This is a genomic window from Streptomyces sp. Inha503, from assembly GCF_047215865.1.
Taxonomy (GTDB): Bacteria; Actinomycetota; Actinomycetes; order Streptomycetales; family Streptomycetaceae; genus Streptomyces; species Streptomyces lycopersici.
In genome coordinates this window covers 9,532,616-9,557,604 of the sequence record NZ_CP178360.1, presented here as the reverse complement: position 1 = coordinate 9,557,604, position 24,989 = coordinate 9,532,616, and the positions used below count along the sequence as shown (strand labels likewise).

Sequence of the window (24,989 nt, the reverse complement as noted above, 5' to 3'; positions counted from 1 at the left end):
TCAGCCGATGTCCAGGGGATCCACCCGCACCGCGGGGTCCCTGTCCCCCCGGGCCAGGCGGCGGGCCTTCGCTTCCTTGAGGGCCGCCGCGAGGGCGCTGCCCTGACCGGGGCGGACCCGTAGCAGCGCGCGCTCCCAGATCTCGCCCGCGGGCGGGTCTCCGGGGCGGCGCGGGCGGCCGGGCGGCGGCGGGGGCAGCGGGACCGGGCCCAGGGTCTCGGCCCCCTCGGGGAGCCGGGTCGAGGCGATCAGCTCGGTCACCGCCTCCGCCGGGCCGGTCACGGCCGCCATCCGGGAGATCGGCGGAAAGCCCAGATCGGACCGCTCGGCCAGCTCACGCGCCGCATAACCGGCCGGGTCCCAGCGCACCAGCGCCTGGACGGGCCGCAGCGTCGGCTCGGCCATGATCACTACCGTGCCGCCCCGGCCGTCGTCGCCCTCCTCCCCATGGCCACGGACCAGCGAGGCCGCCTCCAGCCAGTGGCGCAGCGCGTCCTCGCCCGCGCGCAGATCGGGGCGGCCGAGCAGGGCCCAGCCGTCGAGCAACAGCGCCGCGGCATAGCCGCCCTCCGCGACCGGTTCGGCGCCCGGTGTGCTCACGACGAGCGCCGGACGGTCGGGGACGGACGTCAGCACATGGTCACGGCCCGATGTGCGGACCGGCACGGACGGAAACGCGCGGCCCAACTCCTCGGCGGTGCGCCGGGCGCCGACGACGGACGCCCGCAGCCGGACGCCCCCGCATTCGCGGCAGTGCCAGGCGGGCTCGTCCCGCCCGCACCATCCACACACCAGATGGTCCGCGTCCCGCGCCTCCAGGGGGCCCGAGCAGTGCGCACAGCGCGCGGGCTCCCGGCAGCGCTCGCAGGCCAGCTTCGGCACATAGCCCCGGCGCGGCACCTGCACCAGCACCGGGCCCCGGGTCAGCGCCTCCCGTACGGTCTGCCAGGCGAGTGTGGGCAGCCGGGCGGCGCGGGCCTCCGCGTCCCGGGCCACCTCGCCCTCGTCGACCGTACGGATCAGGGGGGCGGCCGCCCGGACCCGCTCGCGGTCGGCCTCGAGCGGCCGGGCCCAGCCGTTCTCCACCAGCTGGGCGGCCTCGACGGTACGGCCGAGGTCGCCCAGCAGAAAGCCGGTCTGCTCATGGACGGCGCGCAGCAGCAGCACATCGCGGGCATGCGGCTGCGGCAGCCGGTCGTCGCTGTGGCTGCGGTCCCCGTCGTCCCAGATCCCCACCAGCCCGAGGTCACGGACCGGTGCGAACATCGCCGCCCGGGTGCCCACCACCGCCCGCACCGAGCCCCGGCTGACCGCCAGCCAGCGGCGGTAGCGCTCCTCGGGCCCGAGGTCGGCGGTGAGCAGCACATGCCGCCCCGGGCCACCGAGCACCTCCGCGAGCGCGGCGTCCACCCGCTCGGCGGTCCGCCCGTCGGGCACGACGACGAGCGCCCCGCGCCCGGACGCGAGCGCGGCGGCCACGGCGGTGGCCCACTCCCGGGGCCAGTGCGGCCCGGGCAGCGCGGTCCACACGGCACGCGGCCGGTCCCCGCGCACCAGCGCCTCCAGGAACCCGGGCCCGGCCGGATAGCGCGCCCAGCTCCCGGGCGCGGGCGGCTCCGGCGGGGGCATCGGCGGCGGTGACGGCTCGCCCTCGGCACGGGCGCTGCGCTTGGGCAGGGCCAGCTGGAGCACATCGGCGAGCGACCCGGCGTACCGGTCGGCGACCGCCCGGCACAGCGCCAGCAGCCCCGGCCCCAGCACCCGCTCCGTGGAGACCACCTGCGCGAGGGCGGCCAGCGGGCCCCGGTAGTCGGACTCGGCGACGCGCTCGATGATGTACCCGTCGAGCAGCCCGCCCCCCTCGCGCCGCCCCTCGCGCACCTTCCCCGCCCCGGCCCCGAACCGCACCCGCACCCGCACCCCGGGCCGGGCCTCGGCGTCCATCTCGGCCGGCACCGCGTAGTCCCACAGCTTGTCGAGGTGGACCGGCCCCTTGTCGACCAGCACCCGCGCCACCGGCCGCTCCGCGGCCAGCGCCGCCCCCCGCCAGGTCCGCGGCTTGGCCTTGGGCACCTTGGCCTTGCGCACCGTCTCCCGAATGAGCGCGAGCTGCTCCCCCTCCGGCACCTCCGCCGGATCCCTCGACCGCTCGTCGTCCCTGCTCACAGATCAAGTCTTAGCAGACCGCACGGACAGGGACGCATGCGAAGGCCCGGACGCCGCGGGGGCGTCCGGGCCTTCGTCTGGATCCGGGAATCGAGCCGGGGGGTTAGAGACCCGCCGCCGCGCGGAGGGCGTCGACGCGGTCGGTGCGCTCCCAGGTGAAGTCGGAGTGCTCACGGCCGAAGTGGCCGTACGCCGCGGTCTGGGCGTAGATCGGGCGGAGCAGGTCGAGGTCGCGGATGATCGCGGCCGGGCGGAGGTCGAAGACCTCGGAGATGGCCTTCTCGATCTTCTCGGCGTCGACCGCCGCGGTGCCGAAGGTCTCGACGAAGAGGCCCACCGGCTCGGCCTTGCCGATGGCGTACGCGACCTGCACTTCGCAGCGCTGGGCGAGGCCGGCGGCCACCACGTTCTTGGCGACCCAGCGCATGGCGTAGGCGGCGGAGCGGTCGACCTTGGAGGGGTCCTTGCCGGAGAAGGCGCCGCCGCCGTGGCGGGACATGCCGCCGTAGGTGTCGATGATGATCTTGCGGCCGGTGAGGCCGGCGTCGCCCATCGGGCCGCCGATCTCGAAGCGGCCGGTGGGGTTGACCAGCAGGCGGTAGCCCTCGGTGTCGATCTTGATGCCGTCCTCGACCAGCTCGTTCAGCACGTGCTCGACCACGAACTCCCGGATGTCGGGCGCCAGCAGCGAGTCCAGGTCGATGTCGGAGGCGTGCTGCGAGGAGACGACGACGGTGTCCAGGCGGACCGCCTTGTGGCCGTCGTACTCGATGGTGACCTGGGTCTTGCCGTCCGGGCGCAGATAGGGGATGGTCCCGTTCTTGCGGACGTCGGACAGCCGGCGGGAGAGTCGGTGCGCCAGGTTGATCGGCAGCGGCATCAGCTCGGGCGTCTCGTCGCAGGCGTACCCGAACATCAGGCCCTGGTCGCCCGCGCCCTGCTTGTCCAGCTCGTCCTCGTCGCCCTCGACCCGGAGCTCGTAGGCGGAGTCCACGCCCTGGGCGATGTCCGGGGACTGTGAGCCGATCGACACCGAGACGCCGCAGGAGGCGCCGTCGAAGCCCTTCTTCGACGAGTCGTAGCCGATGTCGAGGATCTTGTTCCGCACGAGCGTCGCGATATCGGCGTACGCCTTGGTCGTCACCTCGCCGGCCACGTGCACCAGACCGGTGGTGATCAAGGTCTCGACCGCGACCCGGGAGGTCGGGTCCTCTCGCAGAAGGGCGTCGAGAATGGTGTCGCTGATCTGGTCAGCGATCTTGTCGGGGTGACCCTCGGTGACAGATTCCGAGGTGAACAGGCGGCGGGACACATCGCTCCCTGGGGTTGCAGCGGCTGCTGGCTGATCATGGTCGGGACCGCGCGGGGGCTGCGCCCGATGCGGTTCCTGGGCCAGTTTATCCGGCACGTCCACCGGTCAAGCATCCCCGTCCCACAGAACGAGCAGGCCCGTGACCGGGAAGATACCTTGCCTCAAGCCGAAATACAGCCCCACCCCGCCGTGGCGTGAATGTGTCATGAGCCCGATCGGCCGCGTCCCGCCCCTTGCCGAACCCGTCGAGAAGTCCCGGGGAGCCTCGTCGGACGGGAACGGCGCGGCCCCGGATCCGCGCTCAGCCCAGGCGGCGGGCCACCAGGTCCCAGACGGTGTCGGCGAGCGCGCCCTTGGGGCCGTACGGCACGGGCGTCTCGGTGCCGTCGGCGCCGAGCACCACGGCCTCGTTGGTCTCGGCGCCGAAGGTCTTGTGCTCCCCGACCTCGTTCACCACCAGCAGATCGCAGCCCTTGCGAACCAGCTTCGCGCGGCCGTTCGCGAGCACGTCGTCGGTCTCGGCGGCGAAGCCGACCACGATCTGACCGGGGCGGGCGCGCTCCGCGGAGATCTCGGCGAGGATGTCCGGATTCCGTACCAGGGCGAGCGGCTCGGGCTCCTGGCCCTCGTGCTTCTTGATCTTCCCCTCGGCGTACCGCGCGGGGCGGAAATCGGCGACGGCGGCGGCCATGACCACGGCGTCGGCGTCCGCGGCGGCCTTGAGGACGGCCTCCCGCAGCTGTGCCGCGGTGCCCGTGCGCACCACGTCGGCGCCGGCCGGGTCGGGCAGCTCGCTGTTGGCCGAGACGAGCGTCACCCGCGCGCCCCGGGCGACGGCGGCGCGGGCCAGGGCGTACCCCTGGCGGCCGGTGGAGCGGTTGCCGAGGAAGCGCACCGGGTCCAGCGGCTCGCGGGTGCCCCCGGCGCTGACCACGACATGACGGCCGGCCAGATCGGCGGTGAGCGCCTCGCCGCCGCGGGCCAGCACCCGGCGGCAGACCTCGAAGATCTCCCCGGGGTCCGGCAGCCGCCCCTTGCCGGTGTCCACGCCGGTGAGCCGCCCCACGGCGGGCTCGATGACGACCGCGCCGCGGCGGCGCAGCGTCGCCACGTTCTCCCGGGTGGCGGGGTGCTCCCACATCTCGGTGTGCATCGCGGGCGCGAAGACGACCGGACAGCGCGCGGTGAGCAGCGTATTGGTGAGCAGGTCGTCCGCCAGGCCGTGGGCGGCCTTGGCGAGCAGATCGGCGGTGGCGGGGGCGATCACGACCAGATCGGCGGACTGGCCGACGCGGACGTGGGGCACCTCGTGGACGGACTCCCAGACCTCGGTCGTCGCCGGATGCCCGGACAGCGCCGACCAGGTCGCCTCGCCGATGAAGTGCAGCGCCGAGGCGGTCGGCACGACGCGTACGTCATGGCCGGACTCGGTGAGGCGGCGCAGCAGCTCGCACGCCTTGTAGGCGGCAATTCCGCCACTGACGCCCAGGACCACCTCGGGCTTGTCCATCGCTGCTCTCCCCACCGGGTACGTCGTATGCCGCGTCGGGTGTTACGTCCAGTCACGGTACGCCGGTACGCCGGGCCGGCTCACGTACCCATGACACACCACGGGCACGCCCATGACACACCACGGGCCCGGCATCGCTGCCGGGCCGGTGGTTCGAGCGATCCGGAACCTACTGGGCGGGGCCCTCGATGGCCTCGGAGGTCAGCAGGCCCGCGTTGATCTCACGCAGCGCGATCGAGAGGGGCTTCTCGTGGACGTGGGTGTCCACGAGGGGGCCGACGTACTCGAGCAGGCCCTCACCGAGCTGGGAGTAGTACGCGTTGATCTGACGCGCGCGCTTCGCGGCGTAGATCACCAGGCTGTACTTGGAGTCGGTGGCCTCGAGCAGCTCATCAATCGGAGGGTTGATGATCCCCTCGGGCGCGGTCATGGGAGAGGACACTCTCTAGCCTTCCTTATTTCGCCTGATGGCAAGAGTGAATCGAAGATCAAGCCACTCGCATCAAGGCTAGCAGCTCATTGGCCACGTCCTCGACGGAGGTATTGACCAAGGTCGTATCGAACTCTGACTCGGCGGCCAGCTCGGTCCGCGCGGCCTCCAGCCGCCGCTCGATCACCTCGGGCGCCTCGGTGCCCCGGCCGGTGAGCCGGCGCACCAGCTCCTCCCAGCTCGGCGGAGCGAGGAAGACCAGCCGCGCCTCCGGCATGGACTCGCGGATCTGCCGGGCGCCCTGTAGATCGATCTCCAGCAGCACCGGCTCGCCCGCTCCGAGGCGGTCCATGACCGCCTCGCGCGGGGTGCCGTAGCGATTGCCCGCGAATTCGGCCCACTCCAGCAGCTCACCATTGGCTATGAGCTTGTCGAACTCCCCGTCGTCCACGAAGAAGTAGTGGACGCCGTCCCGCTCCCCGGGGCGCGGTCGCCGAGTCGTGGCGGAGACCGAGAGCCAGACCTCGGGGTGTTCCTTGCGCATATGGGCGACGACCGTGCTCTTGCCGACCCCGGAGGGGCCGGAGAGCACGGTCAGTCGCGGTCGTGCGGAGTGTGCTGCCATGGAGCGATTATCCAGGTTCCCGGGAGTGCCTGGAAACGCCGGGCCGGGTCAGCCGGCGGCGCCGCCGAACTCGCGCTCGAGCGACGCGATCTGGTTGGAGCCCAGACCCCGTACACGACGGCTCTCGGAGATGCCGAGCCGCTCCATGATCTGCTTGGCGCGGACCTTGCCGACGCCGGGCAGGGACTCGAGGAGAGCGGACACCTTCATCTTGCCGATGACATCGTTCTCCTGGCCCTGCTTGATGACCTCGTGCAGGGAGGCGCCGGAGTGCTTGAGTCGATTCTTGACCTCGGCGCGCTCCCGGCGAGCCGCGGCGGCCTTTTCTAGCGCGGCTGCGCGCTGTTCAGGGGTAAGGGGCGGAAGAGCCACGCCTACGTCACCTCGGATGTCGAACTGTCGGATATGGACCGGTGAGGAACCTAGTCGCCCCTCACCTGGGGAGCAACGCGCAACGCAGCAGCACGTTCGCTCTCGTCGGAGACTAGCGGCCGATCCCGCTCCAGTCAGCGAGAACAGACGAAAAGTCCTGGTCAGACTCGCTCGACTCGGACATTTACGGACAAAGTAGCCGGGTTATTCGGCCACGGCACGCACTTCATCAGCCATTCGGGAGGCCGCCGCGACCAGCGACGCGGCGTCCGGACCGTGCCGGAGCACCCCCCGGCTGACGCTCGGAAGAACATTTCGCACCGCCGCGCCGAACACCGCCGGAAGATCGGCGGGGGTCGCGCCCTGGGCCCCGATGCCGGGGGCCAGCAGCGGCCCGCCGATGGCCAGATCGGCGCCCAGCCGGTGCGCGGTGCCGCCGAGCGTGGCCCCGACGACGGCCCCGTACGAGCCGAGGCGGCCCTCGGCGGCCTCGGCGGCGTTCTCGGCCTTGAGCGCGGTCAGCACGGAGGCCGCCACGGTCGTCCCGTCGGGCCGTACCGCGTGCTGCACCTCGGCGCCCTCCGGGTTGGACGTCAGCGCCAGCGCGAAGACGCCCGCCCCCGCCGCCCGCGCCGCGTCCAGCGCCGGGCGCAGCGAGCCGAAGCCGAGGTAGGGGCTGACGGTGACCGCGTCCGAGAAGAGCGGGCCGGCCGGATCCAGATAGGCGGAGGCGTAAGCGGCCATGGTCGAGCCGATGTCGCCGCGCTTGGCGTCCATCAGCACCAGTGCCCCGGCGGCGCGGGCGTCGGCGACGGCCCGCTCCAGCACCGCGATGCCGCGGGAGCCGAACCGCTCGAAGAAGGCCGACTGCGGCTTGAGGACGGCCACCCGCCCGGCGAGGGCGTCCACGACGGTCCGGGTGAACCGCTCCAGACCGGCCACGTCGTCGCCCAGGCCCCAGTCGGCGAGCAGGGAGGCGTGCGGGTCGATCCCGACGCAGAGCGGGCCACGGGCGTCCATGGCGGCCCGCAGACGGGTGCCGAAGGGGGTGGGTGCGGGTGTCGTCATCGGTCTCTCCTTCGGAATGCGTACGGGGTGTCCTGCCGATGCCCAACCGTGGGGGCTCCGCCCCGAGCCCCGCTCCTCAATCGCCGGAGGGGCTGGGCGGGACGGCCGCGCCGACGGCCTCGGTGAGGGTGGCGTACGGGCTCGCGGCCAGGCGGGCCGCGAGGCCGCGGTGGATCTCGCGGGTCCAGAACGGGCCGCGGTAGATGAACGCGCTGTAGCCCTGTACCAGCGTCGCCCCCGCGAGGATGCGCTCCCAGGCGTCGTCCGCGGTCTCGATCCCGCCGACCCCGACCAGGGTCAGTCGGTCCCCCACCCGGGCGTACAGGCGGCGCAGCACCTCCAGGGAGCGCGCCTTCAGGGGCGCGCCGGACAGGCCGCCGGTCTCGGCGGTGAGCCGGGCGGGGGAGGTGAGGCCGAGGCCGTCGCGCGCGATGGTGGTGTTCGTCGCGATGATGCCGTCCAGGCCGAGCTCGACCGCCAGATCGGCGACCGCGTCCACGTCCTCGTCGGCGAGATCCGGCGCGATTTTGACCAGAAGTGGCACCTTGCGACCGGTGACCGTACGGTCCGCGGCCTCGCGGACCGCGGTCAGCAGCGGCCGCAGATGGTCCACGGCCTGGAGATTCCGCAGTCCGGGGGTATTGGGCGAGGAGACGTTGACGACGAGGTAGTCGGCGTGGGCGGCGAGCCGCTCGGTGGACGTCACATAGTCGGCGACGGCCTCCGCCTCCGGGACGACCTTGGTCTTGCCGATGTTGACGCCGACCGTCGTACGGAAGGCCGGGCGCCGGGCCGCGAGGCGGGCCGCGACCGCCGCCGAGCCCTCGTTGTTGAAGCCCATCCGGTTGATCAGGGCGCGGTCCGCGACCAGCCGGAAGAGCCGCCGCTTGGGGTTGCCGGGCTGCGGCTGGGCGGTGACCGTGCCGATCTCGACATGGTCGAAGCCCAGCATGGCCATGCCGTCGATCCCGGCGGCGTTCTTGTCGAATCCGGCGGCGAGCCCGAAGGGCCCGTGCATCCGCAGGCCCAGCGCCTCGGTGCGCAGCGCCTTGTGGCGGGGGGCGAGGACGGCGGCGGCGAAGGTCCGCAGGACGGGGACGCGGGCGGCCAGCCGGATCCAGGAGAAGGCCAGGTGATGGGCCTTCTCCGGGTCCATGCGCCGGAAGATCAGGTTGAAGAGGAGCGCGTACATGAGGGGCTTTCTGCCGAGGAGCGAGGACGTGGGCTCATCAGAGGACCTGGGCTCACAAGAGGACGTGGGCTCATGAAGAGGGGGACACCGGCCGGTGTCCCCCTCCCTCGCCTCACTCCTCGCGGGCGGCGGTCAGATGTTCCGCGTGTTCCTGGAGCGACCGGACGCCGACCGCGCCGCGGCCCAGCGCCTCGATGCCCTGGACGGCGGCCGCGAGCGCCTGGACGGTGGTCAGGCACGGGACGCCGCGGGCGACGGACGCCGTACGGATGTCATAGCCGTCGAGCCGGCCGCCGGTGCCGTACGGGGTGTTGACGATCAGGTCGACCTCGCCCTCGTGGATGAGCTGGACGATCGTCTTCTCGCCGTTCGGGCCCTCGCCCTCGCTGTGCTTGCGCACCACGGTCGCGTTGATCCCGTTGCGCTTGAGCACCTCCGCCGTGCCCGAGGTGGCCAGCAGCTCGAAGCCGAGGCCGACCAGCTCCCGGGCCGGGAAGATCATCGAGCGCTTGTCGCGGTTGGCGACGGAGACGAACGCGCGCCCCTTGGTCGGCAGCGCGCCGTACGCCCCGGCCTGCGACTTGGCGTAGGCCGCGCCGAAGACCGAGTCGATGCCCATGACCTCGCCGGTGGAGCGCATCTCCGGGCCGAGGATGGTGTCCACCCCGCGCCCGGAGGCGTCCCGGAACCGGCTCCACGGCATCACGGCCTCCTTGACGGAGATCGGCGCGTCCATCGGCAGCGTGCCGCCGTCGCCGCTGGAGGGCAGCAGCCCCTCGGCGCGCAGCTCGGCGATGGTGGCGCCCAGCGAGATCCGGGCGGCGGCCTTGGCCAGCGGTACGGCGGTGGCCTTGGAGGTGAAGGGGACGGTACGGGAGGCGCGCGGGTTGGCCTCCAGCACATAGAGGATGTCCCCGGCCATCGCGAACTGGATGTTGATCAGCCCGCGGACGCCGACGCCGCGCGCGATGGCCTCGGTCGAGGCGCGCAGCCGCTTGATGTCGAAGCCACCGAGGGTGATCGGGGGCAGGGCGCAGGCCGAGTCGCCGGAGTGGATCCCGGCCTCCTCGATGTGCTCCATGACGCCGCCGAGGTAGAGCTCGGCGCCGTCGTAGAGCGCGTCCACGTCGATTTCTATGGCGTCGTCGAGGAAGCGGTCGATCAGCACGGGGTGCTCGGAGATCAGCCCGGCGTGCCGCTCCAGGTACGCGGCGAGCGAGGGCTCGTCGTAGACGATCTCCATGCCGCGGCCGCCGAGCACATAGGAGGGGCGGACCATGACCGGGTAGCCGATCTCGGCGGCGATGCCCTTGGCCTGCTCGAAGGAGAAGGCGGTGCCGTACTTGGGCGCGGGCAGCCCGGCCTCGGTGAGCACCCGGCCGAAGGCGCCGCGCTCCTCGGCGAGGTTGATCGCCTCGGGCGAGGTGCCGACGATCGGCACGCCGTTGTCCTTGAGCGCCTGGGCCAGGCCCAGCGGGGTCTGGCCGCCGAGCTGGACGATCACCCCGGCCACCGGGCCCGCCTGCTGTTCGGCGTGGACGATCTCCAGCACGTCCTCCAGGGTGAGCGGCTCGAAGTAGAGCCGGTCGGAGGTGTCGTAGTCGGTGGAGACGGTCTCCGGGTTGCAGTTGACCATGACGGTCTCATAGCCCGCGTCATGCAGCGCGAAGGAGGCGTGGACGCAGGAGTAGTCGAACTCGATGCCCTGGCCGATGCGGTTGGGGCCCGAGCCGAGGATGATCACCGCGGGGGTCTCGCGCGCGGCGACCTCGGACTCCTCGTCGTAGGAGGAGTAGAAGTACGGCGTCCGGGCGGCGAACTCGGCGGCGCAGGTGTCGACCGTCTTGTAGACGGGCCGGATGCCCAGCGCGTGCCGCACCTCGCGGACCACGTCCTCGCGCAGCGAGCGGATCCCGGCGATCTGGGCGTCGGAGAAGCCGTGCCGCTTGGCCTCGGCGAGCAGTTCGGGGCCGAGCTTGTCGGCGGCGGCGATCTCGTCCGCGACCTCCTTGATCAGGAAGAGCTGGTCCACGAACCACGGGTCGATCTTCGTGGCGTCGAAGACCTCCTCGGGGGTGGCTCCGGCGCGGATGGCCCGCATCACGGTGTTGATCCGGCCATCGGTGGGGACGACCGCCGCCCGGAGCAGCTCGGACTTCGTCCCGGGCTCCCCGCTGAAGTCGAACTGGCTGCCCTTCTTCTCCAGCGAGCGCAGCGCCTTCTGGAGCGCCTCGGTGAAGTTGCGGCCAATGGCCATGGCCTCGCCGACCGACTTCATGGTGGTGGTGAGCCGGGCGTCGGCGGCCGGGAACTTCTCGAAGGCGAAGCGCGGCACCTTGACCACGACGTAGTCGAGCGTGGGCTCGAAGGACGCCGGGGTCTCCTGGGTGATGTCGTTGGGGATCTCGTCCAGGGTGTAGCCGACGGCCAGCTTCGCGGCGATCTTGGCGATGGGGAAGCCGGTGGCCTTGGAGGCGAGCGCCGAGGAGCGGGAGACGCGCGGGTTCATCTCGATGACGATGACCCGGCCGTCCTCGGGGTTCACCGCGAACTGGATGTTGCAGCCGCCGGTGTCGACGCCGACCTCGCGGATGACGGCGATGCCGATGTCCCGCAGGATCTGGTACTCGCGGTCGGTGAGCGTCATCGCCGGGGCGACGGTGATCGAGTCACCGGTGTGCACGCCCATGGGGTCGAAGTTCTCGATGGAGCAGACGACCACGACATTGTCGTTGCGGTCGCGCATCAGCTCCAGCTCGTACTCCTTCCAGCCGAGGATGGACTCCTCCAGGAGCACCTCGGTGGTCGGCGAGAGGGCCAGGCCCTGCCCGGCGATACGGCGCAGCTCGTCCTCGTCGTGGGCGAAGCCGGAGCCCGCGCCGCCCATGGTGAAGGAGGGGCGGACCACGACGGGGTAGCCACCGAGCTCCTCGACGCCCGCGAGGACGTCGTCCATGGAGTGGCAGATGACCGAGCGGGCGGACTCACCGTGGCCGATCCTGGCCTGGACGGCGTCGACGACCTCCTTGAACTGGTCGCGGTCCTCGCCCTTGTGGATCGCCTGGACATTGGCGCCGATCAGCTCGACGCCGTACTCCTCGAGGGTGCCCGCCTCGTGCAGCGAGATGGCGGTGTTGAGCGCGGTCTGGCCGCCGAGGGTGGGCAGCAGCGCGTCGGGGCGCTCCTTGGCGATGATCTTCTCGACGTACTCCGGGGTGATCGGCTCGACATAGGTGGCGTCGGCGATCTCCGGGTCGGTCATGATCGTGGCCGGGTTGGAGTTGACCAGGACGACCCGCAGGCCCTCGGCCTTCAGCACCCGGCACGCCTGGGTGCCGGAGTAGTCGAACTCGGCGGCCTGGCCGATGACGATCGGGCCGGAGCCGATGACCAGAACGGACTGGATGTCGGTGCGCTTAGGCACGCTGGCCCTCCATCAGGGACACGAAGCGGTCGAAAAGGTACGCGGCGTCATGCGGACCGGCGGCGGCTTCGGGGTGGTACTGGACGCTGAACGCGGGACGGTCGAGTAGCCGCAGCCCCTCGACCACGTTGTCGTTGAGGCAGACGTGGGAGACCTCGGCGCGGCCGAAGGGGGTATCGGACGGCGCGTCGAGCGGGGCGTCCACGGCGAAGCCGTGGTTGTGGGCGGTGACCTCCACCTTGCCGGTGGTGCGGTCCTGCACCGGCTGGTTGATCCCGCGGTGGCCGTACTTCAGCTTGAAGGTGCCGAAGCCGAGCGCGCGGCCGAGGATCTGGTTGCCGAAGCAGATGCCGAACAGCGGCGTGGAGCGCTCCAGCACGGCCCGCATCAGGGCGACGGGGTGGTCGGCGGTGGCGGGGTCGCCGGGGCCGTTGGAGAAGAAGACCCCGTCCGGGTTCACCGCGTAGACGTCCTCGGCGGTGGCGGTCGCGGGCAGGACGTGCACCTCGATGCCGCGCTCGGCCATCCGCCGCGGGGTCATGCCCTTGATGCCCAGGTCGATGGCGGCGACGGTGAACCTCTTGGTCCCGATCGCCGGGACGACGTAAGCCTCCTCGGTGGCCACCTCGCCGCTGAGGTCGGCGCCCTTCATCTGGGGGGCTTCCCGCACCTTCGCCAGCAGCGCGGCCTCGTCGGCGAGCGCCCCACCGGAGAAGATGCCCACGCGCATGGCGCCGCGCTCGCGCAGATGGCGGGTGAGGGCGCGGGTGTCGATCCCGCTGATGCCGACGACGCCCTGGGCGCTGAGCTCGTCGTCGAGCGAGCGGCGGGAGCGCCAGTTGGAGGGCGTACGGGCCGGGTCGCGCACGACGTAGCCGGAGACCCAGATCCGCTTCGACTCCGGGTCCTCGTCGTTGACGCCGGTGTTCCCGATGTGCGGGGCGGTCATCACGACGACCTGGCGGTGGTAGGAGGGGTCGGTCAGGGTCTCCTGGTAGCCGGTCATCCCGGTGGAGAACACGGCCTCGCCGAAGGTCTCCCCCACGGCCCCGTAGGCCCGGCCGCGGAAGGTGCGGCCGTCCTCCAGGACGAGGACTGCGGGGCTCGTGGCCCCCCTGTTGGAGGTGGTCATCGTGAACCTTCCGTGTCGTGCGAGGTGGCGGCCGCTTCGCTGGGGCCGCCGGAGAGTTCGGTGAGGGCGTCCACCCACGCGGTGTGCTCGGCCGCGTGGTCGGAGCGGAAGCCGGAGTCGATCAGCCGGTCACCGTGGCTCCAGGTGATCACCAGCAGCCCGCCCTCGGCGAGGACCTTGCCCGCGATGCCCTTGTCGAGCCGGGCGCCGCGCAGCTCGGCGGCGGGGATGAAGAAGTCCCGCGCGCCCGGCCGTACGACGCTCACGCCCTGGTCGGTGAGGGTGAGCTCGGCCCGGCTGCGGGTGCCGAGGCCATGGGCGACGATCCGGTCCAGCCACTGCCCGGCGGTGGTGGAGCCGTGGTAGCGGCCGGTGAGCGTCAGCCTGGCCGCACCGGGCTCATCGGGGGCCGCGGGCAGCTCGGGGAGGTCGCCCTGGAGGGTGCCGCGCCACTTCCAGCCCTCGCGCATCAGCCAGTAGACCAGCGCGATGACCAGCAGCAGTCCGACGACCCAGCCGATGCGGGCGGCCCAGTCCGTCACGTCCTGCGATTTCTGCTCGGCCGCTAGCCCTGCGAATCCCGCGAGGCCCGCCGCCGGATGACTCGGAGTCGTCACGCCAGCTTCCCGTCCACAACCGTCGCCCGGCCCCGCAGGAAGGTGTACGTCACGCGGCCCGGCAGTTCGCGGCCCTCATAGGGGGTGTTGCGGCTGCGGGAGGCGAAACCCGCGGGGTTCACCACACCACGGTAAGCCGAGTCGAGCAGGGTGAGGTTGGCGGGCTCCCCGGCGGCGACGGGACGGCCGTGGCCGGTCAGGCGGCCGATGGCCGAGGGCCGCACCGACATCCGGTCGGCGACGCCCGTCCAGTCCAGCAGCCCGGTGTCCACCATGGTGTGCTGGACCACGGACAGCGCCGTCTCCAGGCCCACCATGCCCATGGCCGCCGCGCCCCACTCGCAGTCCTTGTCCTCGTGCGGATGCGGGGCGTGGTCGGTGGCCACGCAGTCGATGGTGCCGTCGGCGAGCGCCTCGCGCAGCGCCATCACATCGGCCTCGGTGCGCAGCGGCGGGTTCACCTTGTAGACGGGGTCGTAGGAGCGCACGAGCTCGTCGGTCAGCAGCAGGTGGTGCGGGGTGACCTCGGCGGTGACGTGCCAGCCCTTGGACTTGGCCCAGCGGACGATCTCGACCGAGCCCGCGGTGGACAGATGGCAGATGTGCACCCGGGAGCCGACGTGCGCGGCGAGCAGCACATCGCGGGCGATGATCGACTCCTCGGCGACGGCCGGCCAGCCGCCCAGGCCCAGCTCGGCGGAGACGACTCCCTCGTTCATCTGGGCGCCCTCGGTGAGGCGGGGCTCCTGGGCGTGCTGGGCGATGACGCCGTCGAACGCCTTCACGTACTCCAGCGCCCGGCGCATGATCACCGCGTCGTCCACGCACTTGCCGTCGTCGGAGAAGACCCGCACCCCGGCGGCGGAGTCGTGCATCGCGCCCAGTTCGGCGAGCTTCTTGCCCTCCAGGCCCACGGTCACCGCCCCGATGGGCTGGACGTCGCAGTAGCCGGACTCCTTGCCCAGCCGCCACACCTGCTCGACGACGCCCGCGGTGTCGGCCACGGGGAAGGTGTTGGCCATGGCGTGGACGGCGGTGAAGCCGCCGACGGCGGCGGCCCGGGTGCCGGTGAGGACCGTCTCGGAGTCCTCCCGGCCGGGCTCGCGCAGATGGGTGTGGAGGTCGACCAGGCCCGGCAGCAGGATCTGCCCGGTGGCGTCGATCACGGTGGCGCCGTCCGCGTCGAGGCCGGTGCCGACCTCGGCGATGCGCTCGCCCTCGATCAGCACGTCGCGCGGCTCACCGCCGAGCACCTTCGCCCCGCGCAGCAGCGTCTTGTGGGTGTCGCTCATGGTCACTTGCTCTCCTCGGTGCGGGCGGCGGCGACGGCGGACTCGTTCCCGCCGAGCAGCAGGTACAGGACGGCCATGCGGATCGAGACGCCGTTGGCGACCTGCTCGACGGCGGTGCAGCGGTCGGAGTCCGCGACATCCGCGGTGATCTCCATGCCGCGGTTCATGGGGCCGGGGTGCATCACGATGGCGTGCTCCGGCATCCGCGCCATCCGGTCGCCGTCCAGGCCGTAGCGGCGGGCGTACTCGCGCTCGGTGGGGAAGAACGCGGCGTTCATGCGCTCGCGCTGGACGCGCAGCATCATCACGGCGTCGCTCTTGCCGACCACCGCGTCCAGGTCGTAGGAGACCTCGCAGGGCCAGCTCTCCACGCCGAAGGGGACCAGCGTCGGCGGGGCGACCAGGGTGACCTCGGCGCCCAGGGTGGACAGCAGATGGACGTTGGAGCGGGCCACCCGGCTGTGCAGGACGTCGCCGACGATGGTGATCCGGCGCCCGGCCAGGTCCTGACCGGCGCCGGAGGCGTCCGGACTCAGATGGCGGCGGACGGTGAAGGCGTCGAGCAGCGCCTGGGTGGGGTGCTCATGGGTGCCGTCGCCCGCGTTCACCACGGCGCCGTTGATCCAGCCGGAGGTGGCCAGCCGGTGCGGGGCGCCGGAGGCGTGGTGGCGGATCACCACGGCGTCGGCGCCCATCGCCTCCAGGGTGAGCGCGGTGTCCTTCAGGGACTCGCCCTTGGAGACCGAGGATCCCTTGGCGGAGAAGTTGATCACGTCGGCGGACAGCCGTTTGGCGGCCGCCTCGAAGGAGATGCGGGTGCGGGTGGAGTCCTCGAAGAAGAGGTTGACGACGGTACGGCCGCGCAGGGTCGGCAGTTTCTTGATCGGCCGGTCGGCGAGCCGGGCCAGTTCCTCGGCGGTGTCGAGGATCAGGACGGCGTCGTCGCGCGAGAGATCGGCGGCCGAGATGAGGTGGCGCTTCATCCGGTTGCTCCGTGGGTGAAGGAGGTGTGCGGGCGTGCGGGCGGGCAGGCGCGGGGTCCGGTGACCTGGCGGCACCGGTGGTCCGTCGGGCGGGCTCCCCGGGGTCGCCGGGGCGGCACTCGCCGTCGGTGAGGGGCGCTACTTCCCGTCCGCGGGGGTGGTCCCGCGCAGCCCGAGGAGCACGCTGTCGCGGCCGTCCTCCTCGGTGAGCTGGACCTTGACCGTCTCCCGCAGCGACGTGGGGAGGTTCTTGCCGACGTAGTCGGCGCGGATCGGCAGTTCCCGGTGGCCGCGGTCGACGAGGACCGCGAGCTGGACCGCGCGCGGCCGCCCGATGTCGCCGAGGGCGTCGAGCGCGGCGCGGATGGTGCGGCCGGAGAAGAGCACATCGTCCACGAGGACCACGAGGCGGCCGTCGATGCCGTCGTCGGGGATCTCGGTACGGGCGAGCGCGCGGGCCGGGCGCAGCCTCAGGTCGTCGCGGTACATCGTGATGTCCAGCGAGCCGACCGGGATCCGTCCGGGCTTGCCGGTGATCTCTTCGAGCCGGGCGGCCAGCCGCCGGGCGAGAAAGACACCACGGGTGGGAATGCCGAGCAGCACCACGTCATCGGCGCCTTTGGCGCGCTCGACGATCTCGTGGGCGATGCGGGTGAGAACGCGCGCGATATCCGGTGCTTCCAGCACCGAGCGCGCGGCGTCCGAGGTGGGTGCGTCCATACGAAACGGACCTCCTTCTCCGCCTCACGGGACGGACCTTAAAGGACGGTCGGATTTGCGCCATTCACACTAGCAGGGGTGAGGACCGGCCCCGTCAACACCCCTGGCCGGAGCCCCTCCGCTCCATTCGGCTTGACGAATGGAAATTACGCTGCGTAACCTCACAGTGAGTGACCAGCCGCGCGGCACAGCCGCACGTCGATACAGCGTCCGGGGAGCTTTATGTCCAGCGAATACGCCAAACAGCTCGGGGCCAAGCTCCGCGCCATCCGCACCCAGCAGGGCCTCTCCCTCCACGGTGTCGAGGAGAAGTCCCAGGGCCGCTGGAAGGCCGTGGTGGTGGGATCGTACGAGCGCGGCGACCGCGCCGTGACCGTGCAGCGTCTCGCCGAGCTGGCCGACTTCTACGGCGTCCCGGTGCAGGAGCTGCTTCCGGGTACGAGCCCGGCCGGGGCCGCCGAGCCGCCGCCGAAGCTGGTACTGGACCTGGAGCGACTGGCCCATGTGCCGGTCGAGAAGGCGGGCCCGCTACAGCGGTACGCCGCGACGATCCAGAGCCAGCGTGGTGACTACAACGGCAAGGTGCTCTCGATCCGTCAGGACGATCTGCGCACCCTCGCCGTCATCTATGACCAGTCGCCGTCCGTGCTGACCGAGCAGCTGATCAGCTGGGGCGTGCTGGGCGCCGACGCCCGCCGCGCGGTCCAGCACGAAGACGTCTGAGTCCCGCTTTCCCTGTTCACCAGCAGAAACGTGCCGCCGGGGGCAGTGGAGCCCTTCTGGGTCCTCCACCGCCCCCGGCGGCTTTGTCGTGTGATGAGCGCGGCTATGCCTGGTGCTCCCGGGGCTCCTGCTCGCGACGCAGACTCGGCTTCAGCTCCTTGATGCGGCCCAGCAGACCGTTGACAAAGGCCGGCGAGTCATCGGTGGAGAACTCCTTGGCGAGCTGCACCGCCTCGTCGATCACCACCGCGTCCGGGGTCGCGTCCTCCCACACCAGCTCATACGCGCCCAGCCGCAGGATGTTCCGGTCGACGACCGGCATCCGGTCCAGCGTCCAGCCCACCGCGTAGGTGGCGATCAGCTCGTCGATCCGCTCGATGTGCTGGGCATATCCCTCGACGAGCTGCATCGTGTATTCGCTGACCGGCGGCTGCCGGTCGTCGGTCCGGGCGAGCCTGATCCAGTCGGCGAGCACGGTCTGCACGGTGCTGCCGCGCTGATCGGCCTCGAAGAGGATCTGGAAGGCGCGCTTACGGGCCTTATTGCGGGCAGCCACGGTTAGTTGTTCACCCGACCGAGGTACTCACCGGAGCGGGTGTCGACCTTGATCTTCTCACCGGTGGTGATGAACAGCGGCACCCCGATCTCGTAGCCGGTCTCCAGCTTGGCGGGCTTGGTGCCACCGGTGGAGCGGTCGCCCTGGACGCCCGGCTCGGTGTACTCGATCACCAGCTCGACGGCGGCGGGCAGCTCGACGTACAGCGGGTTGCCCTCGTACATCGCCACGACGGCCTCGAAGCCCTCGAGCAGATAGCGGGCGTTGTCGCCGACGACCTCGGGGGTGATGTAGATCTGGTCGAAGGTGTCCATGTCCATGAACACAAAGCTCTCGCCGTCCTTGTACGAGAACTGCATGCCGCGCTTGTCGACATTGGCCGTCTCGACCTTCACACCGGCGTTGAAGGTCTTGTCGACCACCTTGCCGGACAGCACGTTCTTGAGCTTGGTGCGCACGAAAGCGGGGCCCTTGCCGGGCTTGACGTGCTGGAACTCGACGACGGACCACAGCTGGCCGCCGTCGAGCTTGAGCACCATGCCGTTCTTGAGGTCGTTCGTGGATGCCACGGTTGCGGGATCTCCTGGACTGCGCTGGCGGAGACCAGAGAGCCGCCGGCGCGCCCGGTTCCGCTAGAGCGCGAGCAGCTCTTTGGTCGTGATGGTGAGTAGCTCGGGTCCGCCGTCCGCCTCGGGGCGGACGACGAGCGTGTCATCGATCCGGACACCGCCCCGGCCCGGGAGGTGGACCCCCGGCTCGACGGTGACCGGCACACAAGCGTCCAGTTTACCCATGGCGGACGGGGTGAGCCGAGGGTCCTCGTCGATTTCCAGGCCCACACCGTGTCCGGTGCACGGTTCCAGCCCGTCTCCGAAGCCCGCGGCGATCAGCACCTGACGGGTCACCCGGTCCACGTCCCGGTACGCCCGGCCCGGCAACAGCGCCTCCCGCCCGGCCCGCTGAGCGGCGAAGACGGCGTCGTACAGCTCGACCTGCCAGTCCGCGGGCGAGGGGCCGATGACGAAGGTACGGCCCACCTGGCAGCGGTAGCCGCGGTAGTCGGCGCCGAGGCAGATGGTGAGGAAATCGCCCTCCTCGACCCTCCGGTCGGTGGGCAGATGGCCGGGGCGCCCGGCGTTGGGCCCCGCCGCGACCACGGTGGGGAAGGCCGGGCCGTCCGCGCCGTGGTCCACCAGCCGGCGCTCCAGCTCCAGCGCCAGATGCCGCTCGGTGCGGCCCACCAGGATCGACTCCAGCAGCTCGCCGAGCGCCTGGTCGGCGAGCTCCCCGGCGATCCGCATACGGGAGATCTCCTCGTCGTCCTTGATGAGCCGCAACTGCTCGACGGCGCGGCCCAGATCGGCGAGGCGGACGCGGGGCGCGGCGGCGCCGAGCGCCCGATGGCGGGCGACGGTCAGATCGTGCTCCTCGACGGCCAGCGACTCGGCGCCGTCCGCCGCGGCCAGATCGGCGGCGGCCACGGCCGGATCGCCGTCCGCGCCGGGCACCACCAGCAGCCGCGGCTCGTCGGAACGCGGCGGGCCCGAGGAGAGCGGGGGCGCGGACGGGACCTCGGTGGCCACCAGCACATCCTGGACGGGTCCGAGCAGCAGCACGGCCCCGGACGGCACGGCGCCGCACAGATAGCGCACATTGGCGGGCCGGGACACCAGCGCCGCCGCGCTCCCGGCCGCGGTGCACTGATCGCGCAGACGGGCACGTCGGGCCGCGTACACCTCGGACATGTCCCCGAGCGTACGCAGACCTGTCGGGTGCGGCCGGTCGAGCGGGTCCGGACGGGGGGGGTTACCAGCTGGGTGGGCTCGCGATGGAGCGGGTGACGACCTCGTCGAGCATGCGGGCCGTGGTCTCCACGTCGTACGTGGAGTTGTCGATGATGGGCAGGCCGGAGCCGTACCACCCCGCCATCCGGCCGTGGATCCGCGCCACCTCCTCGTCGCTGAGGCGGCGGTTCCCGCTGCGGGCCGCGTTCCGCTCCAGGACGATCTCCAGCCCCGGAAGGACCACCACCGGCAGCAGCCCGGGGCCCACATGGCGCTTCCAGCCGCCGAGGCCGACGACCGGGCGGTCGGGGAAGACGGCGTCGTCGAGGATGCAGGAGATCCCGTTGGCCAGGAAGTTACGGGCGGCGAAGCCGCAGGTGCGGCGGGCGAGACGATACTGCGCCTCGGAGTGCTCGTTCCAGCCCGACTGGGGGTTGGCGAACCCGGACCGCACCCACTCCCGCACATCGTCCAGGCTGATGTGCGCGGTCGGCACCCGGCGGCGGTCGGCCCAGTAGCGCGCGACCGTGGTCTTGCCCGCCCCGGCCGGTCCGATCAGCAGTACCGCCACCGTCGCCTGCGAGACATCGGCGAGCGACGGGTCCGACGGGGGGTGCGGCAGCGGCACCGGGCCACCGGGCGGCAGTTGGACATGGCCGGTGGTGTTCACCGTCTCCAGCGGCGCCCCGGGGGGCGCGGGCGGGGCCGGCGGAGGGGACACCGGATGCTGCGCGGGCGGTACCGGGTGACCGGCCGCGGGAGGCGCGGGGGCATTGGGGTGAGGTCCCGGGTGATGGCTCGCACTCGCGCCCTGGGCCCAGCCCGCGCCCTGCGGCCCGGGAACCGGCCCCGGCCGGTGGGGCGGTGGCAGCGGAGCTCCCGCATGCTGCATCCGGTGGCACTCCGTCTCGTACAGGCAGTTCTCGTCCGACAACTGTCAGGTGCTGATACGGCGGTGAGGCCGATCCTACCGAACGGTACCTGCCCAAGGCTCCGCTGTGTGAACGGACCGCAAACCCGCTGTGTCCCCGCCGCCCCGCGCCAGCCAGGCATTTCGTCCCTCAAGGGCCGCAACCGCGAGGGGTTGGGGGCTGTTCGAACGCCCGCGGCGGGGCCGCGGGCGTTCGAAGGCGATGACAGAGTTGTGACGCGGGAAGGCGGTCGGGAGGACCCTGGGTCCGGGTCAGCCGGAGACCTCGGCGTACGCCGCGAGCAGCACCGCCGGGTCCGGGCCCTCCAGCACGGTGGGCTTGGCGATACCGTCCAGGACGATGAAACGCAGCAGGTCACCGCGGGACTTCTTGTCGACCTTCATCGTCTCCAGCAGCTTGGGCCACTGGTCGCCGCGGTAGGTCAGCGGCAGGCCGACGGCCTCCAGGACGGTGCGGTGCCGGTCGGCCGTGGCGTCGTCCAGACGGCCCGCAAGACGGCCCAGCTCGGCGGCGAAGACCATGCCCACGGAGACGGCCGCGCCATGGCGCCAGTTGTAGCGCTCGTTCTTCTCGATGGCGTGGGCGAGGGTGTGCCCGTAGTTGAGGATCTCCCGCAGCCCGGACTCCTTGAGGTCGCTGGAGACGACCTCGGCTTTGACCCGGATGGAGCGCTCGATGAGCTCGGCGGTGTGCGGACCGGCGGGCGTACGGGCGGCGGCCGGGTCCCGCTCGATCAGCTCCAGGATCTCCGGGTCGGCGATGAAGCCCGCCTTGATGACCTCGGCGAGCCCGCTGACGTAGTCGTTGACCGGCAGCGAGTCCAGCGCGGCCAGATCGCACAGCACCCCGGCCGGGGGGTGGAAGGCGCCGACGAGGTTCTTGCCCTCGGCCGTGTTGATCCCGGTCTTGCCGCCGACGGCGGCGTCGACCATGCCGAGCACGGTCGTGGGGACGGCGATCCAGCGCACTCCGCGCAGCCAGGTGGCGGCGACGAATCCGGCGAGGTCGGTGGTCGCGCCGCCGCCCACGCCGACGATCACATCGGTGCGGGTGAAGCCGGTCTGGCCGAGCGCCTTCCAGCAGTACGCGGCGACCTCGGCGGTCTTGGCCTCCTCCGCGTTGGGCAGCTGGATCGCGATGGCGTCGTACCCCTGCTCGGCGAGGTCCTGGCGGATCGCCTCACCGGTCTCGGCCAGCGCCTCGGGGTGCAGGACGGCGACGCGCTTGGCCACGGTGCCGAGCAGCCCGGGGAGCTCGCCGAGCAGCTGGCGGCCGATCAGCACCTCATACGGCGCGGTGCCCGCGGTGCCTCCGACCTGGATGCGCGTAGGGGTATCGGCCACAGGGGGTGTCATGCGTTCTTCAGCTCCAGTACGTCCAGGACGGCCTCGGCGACGGCCTCGGGGGTGCGGTCCTCGGTCGACACCACGGCGCGGGCGACCTCGGTGTACAGCGGGCGGCGCTGCTCCATCAGCTCGCGCCAGCGCTGGCGCGGATTGACCGCGAGCAGCGGGCGCGGGGCGTCAAGACCGGTGCGCTTGACGGCCTCGGCGACGCCCATCTCCAGGAAGACGACGGGGAGACCGGCGAGCAGCGCCCGGGTGCCCTCGTCGAGGACGGCGCCGCCGCCCAGCGCGAGCACGCCCCGGTGCTCGGCGACGGCGGTCCGCACCGCCTGCCGCTCCAGCTCGCGGAAGTGCGGCTCGCCCTCGTCGATGAAGATCTCCGAGATCTCCTTGCCCGCCGTCGCGACGATGTCGGTGTCGGTGTCGCGGAAGGTGGTGCCGAGCCGCTCCGCGAGCGCCTGCCCGACGGTGGTCTTCCCGACCCCCATGGGCCCGACCAGCACGACAACCGGCCCCCCACTGACCTGCCCCGTCACCGGATGGCCAGATTCTCGAGGAAGCCCCGCACATTGCGGTGGGTCTCGGCGACCGAGTCGCCGCCGAACTTCTCCGCGACCGCGTCCGCCAGGACCAGCGCGACCATCGCCTCGGCGACGATCCCGGCCGCCGGGACGGCGCAGACGTCGGAGCGCTGGTGGTGGGCCTTGGTGGCCTCGCCGGTGGTCACATCGACCGTGGCCAGCGCCCGCGGCACGGTCGCGATCGGCTTCATCGCGGCCCGGACGCGCAGCAGCTCGCCGGTGGACAGCCCGCCCTCGGTGCCGCCGGAGCGGCCCGAGGAGCGCCGGATGCCCTCGTCCGTGGAGAGGATCTCGTCATGGGCCTTGGAACCGGGCACCCGCGCGAGGTCGAAGCCGTCGCCGACCTCGACGCCCTTGATGGCCTGGATGCCCATCAGCGCGGCGGCCAGCCGCGCGTCGAGCCGGCGGTCCCAGTGCACATGCGAGCCGAGGCCCACCGGCACGCCGTACGCGAGCACCTCGACGACGCCGCCGAGCGTGTCGCCGTCCTTGTGGGCCTGGTCGATCTCGGCCACCATCGCCTTGCTCGCGTCGGCGTCCAGGCAGCGCACCGGGTCGGCGTCCAGCTTCTCCACGTCGGAGGGCTTGGGGTGGACGCCGTACGGCGCCTTCGCCGCGGCCAGCTCCACGACGTGCGAGACGATCTCGATCCCGGCCGTCTCCTTGAGGTAGGAGCGGGCGACGGTGCCCAGCGCCACCCGGGCGGCGGTCTCGCGGGCGCTGGCGCGCTCCAGGATCGGCCGGGCCTCGTCGAAGCCGTACTTCTGCATCCCGGCCAGGTCGGCATGGCCGGGGCGGGGCCTGGTCAGCGGGGCGTTACGGGCGACTCCCTCAAGGATCTCGGGGTCCACCGGGTCGGCGGCCATGACCTGCTCCCACTTGGGCCACTCCGTGTTGCCGACCATGATCGCGACCGGGGAGCCGAGGGTCAGCCCGTGGCGTACGCCGCCGAGGAAGGTGACCTCGTCGCGCTCGAACTTCATCCGGGCACCGCGGCCGTAGCCGAGCCGCCGTCGGGCCAGGGCGTCGGCCACCATGTCGGTGGTGATCGGCACCCCGGCGGGCAGCCCCTCCAGCGTCGCCACGAGTGCGGGGCCGTGCGACTCCCCCGCGGTCAGCCAGCGCAACCTGCTCAACGGTGCTCCCTCATGCGCGTGCCTCGACGTCCTGCGGCGCGGCCCGGTCCGCGCGACTCCGGCCCGCACCTCCGATCCTCCCACGACCGGGGCGTCCGCTCGGTTCGTGGTCCATGGGCTGGACGCCCGCGGCGCCCCGGGGAGGGGCCGGGGACGGGCCGGACGGGACCGACGAGGGGCCGGGACGGACCGAGGACGGGCCCGGGGACGGGCCGAGGACAGGCCGAACGGGGGCCCACAAAGGGCCCCGTGGCACGGCTCAGCGGGCCGCCAGCGCCTCGCGCATCGCGGCCAGCGGCGCGGGGGCGCGGCCCGTCATCTGCTCGACCTGGAGCACCGCCTGGTGCACCAGGAGGTCCAGGCCGCCGACCACCGAACCGCCGCGCGCCGCCCAGGCGGCGGCCAGCGGGGTGGGCCAGGGTTCGTAGAGGACGTCGAAGAGCGCGCCGGGGCGGTCCGGTACGGCCGCGGCGAGCGCGTCGGCGGTGCCCGCGGGGGTGGTGGCGATCACCAGCGGCGCGCCGAGCGCCTCGGCCGCGTCGCCCCAGTCCGCCGTGCGCACCGCGACGCCCAGCCGCTCGCCCCACTGCCGCATCTCGGCGGCGCGGGCCTCGCTGCGGACGTACGCGGTGACCTCGCCGTCGCAGATCCGGGAGAGCGCGGCCAGTGCCGAGGAGGCCGTGGCGCCGGCGCCCAGTACGGCGGCGCGCTCCACGCGCCCGACGCCGCGCTCCCGCAGCGCCGCCAGCATGCCGGGGATGTCGGTGTTGTCCCCGCGCCTGCTGCCGTCGTCGCCGAAGACCACCGTGTTGACGGCCTCCACCGAGGCCGCGGTGTCGCTGATCTCGTCCAGCAGCGGGATGACGGCCCGCTTGAGCGGCATGGTGAGGGACAGCCCGGCCCAGGCCGGTCCCGCGTCCTCGCCGAGGTGCTTGAAGAAGTCCGGCAGCCCGGTCTCGTCCACCTCGAAGCGGTCGTACGTCCAGCCGGTCAGGCCCAGTTCGCGGTACGCGGCGCGGTGCAGCACCGGTGACAGGGAGTGGGCGATCGGCGAACCGAGCACCGCTGCCCTGCGGTTTTCCGACATC

General features: G+C 72.2%; 23 protein-coding genes. 1 reads left to right on the top strand and 22 read right to left on the bottom strand.

Translation table 11 applies throughout. From position 1 onward, the window contains the following. The 14 genes from ACJX2R_RS40605 to pyrR form a co-directional block, all read right to left on the bottom strand. On the bottom strand, positions 1-2,166 hold the full coding sequence (locus tag ACJX2R_RS40605; protein WP_413104141.1) for a primosomal protein N': 2,166 nt from the start codon (positions 2,164-2,166) through the stop codon (positions 1-3). A gap of 103 nt (positions 2,167-2,269) precedes the next feature. After that, the gene (gene metK, locus ACJX2R_RS40600) at positions 2,270-3,478 is read right to left on the bottom strand and encodes a methionine adenosyltransferase (protein ID WP_413104140.1); all 1,209 of its coding nucleotides are present in this window, start codon (positions 3,476-3,478) and stop codon (positions 2,270-2,272) included. Between the two features lie 301 nt (positions 3,479-3,779). Further along, a complete protein-coding gene (gene coaBC / locus ACJX2R_RS40595) occupies positions 3,780-4,988 on the bottom strand; it encodes a bifunctional phosphopantothenoylcysteine decarboxylase/phosphopantothenate--cysteine ligase CoaBC (protein WP_413104139.1) in 1,209 nt (402 codons plus the stop codon). A gap of 169 nt (positions 4,989-5,157) precedes the next feature. Continuing rightward, the gene (gene rpoZ / locus ACJX2R_RS40590) at positions 5,158-5,418 is read right to left on the bottom strand and encodes a DNA-directed RNA polymerase subunit omega (protein ID WP_020867048.1); all 261 of its coding nucleotides are present in this window, start codon (positions 5,416-5,418) and stop codon (positions 5,158-5,160) included. A gap of 58 nt (positions 5,419-5,476) precedes the next feature. Beyond that, a complete protein-coding gene (gmk, locus tag ACJX2R_RS40585; protein WP_360071974.1) occupies positions 5,477-6,043 on the bottom strand; it encodes a guanylate kinase in 567 nt (188 codons plus the stop codon). Between the two features lie 48 nt (positions 6,044-6,091). Next, positions 6,092-6,415: an integration host factor gene (locus ACJX2R_RS40580; protein WP_009713618.1), complete on the bottom strand. Its 324-nt coding sequence runs from the start codon at positions 6,413-6,415 to the stop codon at positions 6,092-6,094. A 204-nt stretch (positions 6,416-6,619) separates the two neighbouring features. Further along, entirely contained in the window at positions 6,620-7,483 is an 864-nt protein-coding gene (gene pyrF, locus ACJX2R_RS40575; RefSeq protein ID WP_413104138.1) for an orotidine-5'-phosphate decarboxylase, read from the bottom strand. 76 nt (positions 7,484-7,559) lie between these two features. Next, positions 7,560-8,675 (bottom strand): quinone-dependent dihydroorotate dehydrogenase, encoded by a 1,116-nt coding sequence (locus ACJX2R_RS40570; RefSeq protein ID WP_413104137.1) that lies wholly within the window; start codon positions 8,673-8,675, stop codon positions 7,560-7,562. A 112-nt stretch (positions 8,676-8,787) separates the two neighbouring features. Further along, positions 8,788-12,099 (bottom strand): carbamoyl-phosphate synthase large subunit, encoded by a 3,312-nt coding sequence (carB, locus tag ACJX2R_RS40565; RefSeq protein WP_413104136.1) that lies wholly within the window; start codon positions 12,097-12,099, stop codon positions 8,788-8,790. Next, positions 12,092-13,231: a glutamine-hydrolyzing carbamoyl-phosphate synthase small subunit gene (gene carA / locus ACJX2R_RS40560; protein ID WP_262700961.1), complete on the bottom strand. Its 1,140-nt coding sequence runs from the start codon at positions 13,229-13,231 to the stop codon at positions 12,092-12,094. The genes carB and carA overlap by 8 nt, the downstream gene beginning before the upstream one ends. Continuing rightward, positions 13,228-13,848 carry a hypothetical protein gene (locus tag ACJX2R_RS40555; RefSeq protein ID WP_413104135.1) on the bottom strand — a complete coding sequence of 207 codons (621 nt, stop codon included), beginning with the start codon at positions 13,846-13,848 and terminating at the stop codon, positions 13,228-13,230. The genes carA and ACJX2R_RS40555 overlap by 4 nt, the downstream gene beginning before the upstream one ends. Beyond that, on the bottom strand, positions 13,845-15,140 hold the full coding sequence (locus ACJX2R_RS40550; RefSeq protein WP_262700959.1) for a dihydroorotase: 1,296 nt from the start codon (positions 15,138-15,140) through the stop codon (positions 13,845-13,847). The genes ACJX2R_RS40555 and ACJX2R_RS40550 overlap by 4 nt, the downstream gene beginning before the upstream one ends. Before the next feature lie 2 nt (positions 15,141-15,142). Further along, on the bottom strand, positions 15,143-16,123 hold the full coding sequence (locus tag ACJX2R_RS40545) for an aspartate carbamoyltransferase catalytic subunit (RefSeq protein WP_262700958.1): 981 nt from the start codon (positions 16,121-16,123) through the stop codon (positions 15,143-15,145). Positions 16,124-16,261: 138 nt separating this feature from the next. Continuing rightward, positions 16,262-16,843 (bottom strand): bifunctional pyr operon transcriptional regulator/uracil phosphoribosyltransferase PyrR, encoded by a 582-nt coding sequence (gene pyrR / locus ACJX2R_RS40540; RefSeq protein ID WP_413104134.1) that lies wholly within the window; start codon positions 16,841-16,843, stop codon positions 16,262-16,264. A 222-nt stretch (positions 16,844-17,065) separates the two neighbouring features. Between pyrR and bldD the strand changes: the two genes are divergently transcribed. Further along, positions 17,066-17,566 (top strand): transcriptional regulator BldD, encoded by a 501-nt coding sequence (bldD, locus tag ACJX2R_RS40535; RefSeq protein ID WP_014056259.1) that lies wholly within the window; start codon positions 17,066-17,068, stop codon positions 17,564-17,566. Positions 17,567-17,669: 103 nt separating this feature from the next. On the opposite strand, the gene nusB is transcribed toward bldD, so the two are convergent. The 8 genes from nusB to ACJX2R_RS40495 all read right to left on the bottom strand — a co-directional run bounded on the left by nusB (position 17,670) and on the right by ACJX2R_RS40495 (position 24,988). Beyond that, a complete protein-coding gene (gene nusB / locus ACJX2R_RS40530; RefSeq protein WP_262700956.1) occupies positions 17,670-18,122 on the bottom strand; it encodes a transcription antitermination factor NusB in 453 nt (150 codons plus the stop codon). Between the two features lie 2 nt (positions 18,123-18,124). Beyond that, complete coding sequence (efp, locus tag ACJX2R_RS40525; protein WP_037951647.1) at positions 18,125-18,691, bottom strand: elongation factor P; 567 nt, start codon at positions 18,689-18,691, stop codon at positions 18,125-18,127. A 63-nt stretch (positions 18,692-18,754) separates the two neighbouring features. After that, positions 18,755-19,867 (bottom strand): aminopeptidase P family protein, encoded by a 1,113-nt coding sequence (locus tag ACJX2R_RS40520; RefSeq protein ID WP_413104133.1) that lies wholly within the window; start codon positions 19,865-19,867, stop codon positions 18,755-18,757. Positions 19,868-19,928: 61 nt separating this feature from the next. Further along, positions 19,929-20,798: a Pro-rich N-terminal domain-containing protein gene (locus ACJX2R_RS40515; protein ID WP_413104132.1), complete on the bottom strand. Its 870-nt coding sequence runs from the start codon at positions 20,796-20,798 to the stop codon at positions 19,929-19,931. Positions 20,799-21,089: 291 nt separating this feature from the next. Beyond that, complete coding sequence (gene aroB, locus ACJX2R_RS40510) at positions 21,090-22,193, bottom strand: 3-dehydroquinate synthase (RefSeq protein WP_413104131.1); 1,104 nt, start codon at positions 22,191-22,193, stop codon at positions 21,090-21,092. Next, entirely contained in the window at positions 22,190-22,687 is a 498-nt protein-coding gene (locus ACJX2R_RS40505) for a shikimate kinase (protein WP_413104130.1), read from the bottom strand. Before ACJX2R_RS40505 ends, aroB begins: the two co-directional genes overlap by 4 nt. Positions 22,688-22,716: 29 nt before the next feature. Further along, positions 22,717-23,901, bottom strand: coding sequence for a chorismate synthase (aroC, locus tag ACJX2R_RS40500; RefSeq protein WP_413104129.1), 1,185 nt, complete (start codon positions 23,899-23,901; stop codon positions 22,717-22,719). Positions 23,902-24,160: 259 nt separating this feature from the next. Further along, positions 24,161-24,988 carry a shikimate dehydrogenase gene (locus ACJX2R_RS40495; RefSeq protein ID WP_413104128.1) on the bottom strand — a complete coding sequence of 276 codons (828 nt, stop codon included), beginning with the start codon at positions 24,986-24,988 and terminating at the stop codon, positions 24,161-24,163. Between the last annotated feature and the right edge of the window lies 1 nt (position 24,989).